1 protein-coding gene and 1 pseudogene are annotated in these 1,804 nt (G+C 47.3%); one reads left to right on the top strand and one right to left on the bottom strand.

All coding sequences use genetic code 11. From position 1 onward, the window contains the following. A pseudogene (locus tag JX312_RS13065) lies at positions 1-545 on the top strand (DUF1846 domain-containing protein); the annotation flags it as partial. Between the two features lie 75 nt (positions 546-620). Here the strand turns inward: JX312_RS13065 and JX312_RS13070 are convergent. Then, entirely contained in the window at positions 621-1,628 is a 1,008-nt protein-coding gene (locus JX312_RS13070; RefSeq protein WP_124030491.1) for a YeiH family protein, read from the bottom strand. Positions 1,629-1,804 lie beyond the last annotated feature (176 nt).

Consider the following 1,804-nt stretch of genomic DNA (forward strand, 5'->3'; position numbering starts at 1 on the left):
CATTTGCACAAGGCGAGACAAACGACAGCGAGGTCAACAAAATCGCACTCCTTTTCAATCAGGCAAAGATCGATGTGTCATACCGCAGGGTTGTGACGGCTGCCAGATCCCGTGCCGAACGCGATGACGCCCCAAGTTCGGCGATAGAACTTTCCGACGGCACAATCATAACTGCTCAGACATCTCCACTGCTCGGACCGAGCGCGGCACTCCTGCTCAACGCGATGAAGCATCTTGCCGGAATCGACCATTCTGTAAAACTGATTCCCCAGGAGATGATAGAACCAATTCAGGCAATGAAAATCAATTGTCTACACAGTCTCAACCCCAGACTGCATACAGATGAAGTGCTGGTGGCTTTGTCCGTGCTCTCGACACGCGATGAGAACTGCAAGCTCGCCCTTGCAGAACTTGAAAAGCTGAACGGATGCCAGATGCATTCCACTGTGATGCTCGGAGAGGTAGACCACAAGATATTCCAGAAACTCGGAGTCGGTCTCACATGTGACCCGGCAAAGAAACGTAACAAAAAGAAGGACCTCTGAACATAACAAATATAAGCAAAAGGCGCAGCCCGCAGGCTGCGCCTTTTGCTTATATTTGTTATGTTATTTCTTGAATTACAGACAAAGCGGCGCAAGGTATTTTGCAAGTATATAACCACCGATTATCAGCCATACGTCAAGACAGAATGCCAGCACAAAAGGTTTGGCTCCTGCTTTCTTGAACTTGTCTATGCTTGTCTCGGCACCGAGTGCTGCCATTGCCATTGTAAGAAGGAAAGTATCAAAATAATTTATAGCGTCTACAAATACAGCCGGAAGCAGATTCAATGAGTTAAATCCGATAACTGCAAGGAAACCAACGGCAAACCAGGGAATGTTTACCTTACCCTTCTCTGCCGACGACGCACCTTTCGCACCGCGGCGTGCGACCCAGAATCCCAATATAAGCAACACCGGAACAAGCATCATGACACGAATCATCTTCACGATTATCGATACGTTGGAAATCTCAGTACCCATCGCGTTGCCGGCACCTACGGCATGAGCTACCTCATGAAGTGTGGAGCCGGTAAAAATTCCCATCTCCTGGGGAGTCAGATCAAGCCATCCGGAATTATAGGCTATCGGATAGAGGAACATAGATATAGTTCCGAATATCACCACTGTCGCCACTGCGACCGCCGTCTTGTAAGGTTGGGTACGGATTGTAGACTCCGCACCAAGAACAGCGGCGGCACCGCATATTCCACTTCCGACGGAGGTCAGCAACGCTGTGTCCTTGTCCATCTTCAGAAGACGACCTATCCATATTCCGCCAAGAATCGTGACTGTGACGATAACCAGATCTATTACGATTCCAGCCACTCCGACATTCACTATATCCTGAAATGTCAGCCGGAATCCATACAATATGATTCCGAGACGCAACACTTTCTTTGAACAGAACTGGATTCCGGGAACCCAGGTTTCCGGCAGGTGATTACGTAGCGAGTTGGCATAAAGCATACCGAGAATGATACCGATTATCATCGGACTGAACGAGATGTTCTTCAGGAACTGCGCCTCGCCGATATAAAAGGCAGCGCACGCGAACAAAGCTATCAGCAAGATGCCATGAAGCATGCTGATGCGGGTTTCTGTAATTTTGGGCATTTTCTTATCTTTGTTAAAATTTACTCTTTAGAACGGCTGAAAACACATTCCTGTCGTTTTCATTCAATCGTTTCTTAGAAACTGTTTAAATTTAATTGTGAGGTTCATTGAGAGGATTTTATGAGGTGTTTTTACGAGTCGAAGAG

It is taken from the genome of Barnesiella sp. CU968 (assembly GCF_905219685.1).
In the GTDB taxonomy this organism is placed as follows: domain Bacteria; phylum Bacteroidota; class Bacteroidia; order Bacteroidales; family Muribaculaceae; genus Lepagella; species Lepagella muris_A.

Coding starts and splice junctions, on each gene's coding strand:
- JX312_RS13070 (WP_124030491.1), bottom strand. CDS start 1,628: ATGCTTCATGGCATCTTGCTGATAGCTTTGTTCGCGTGCGCTGCCTTT.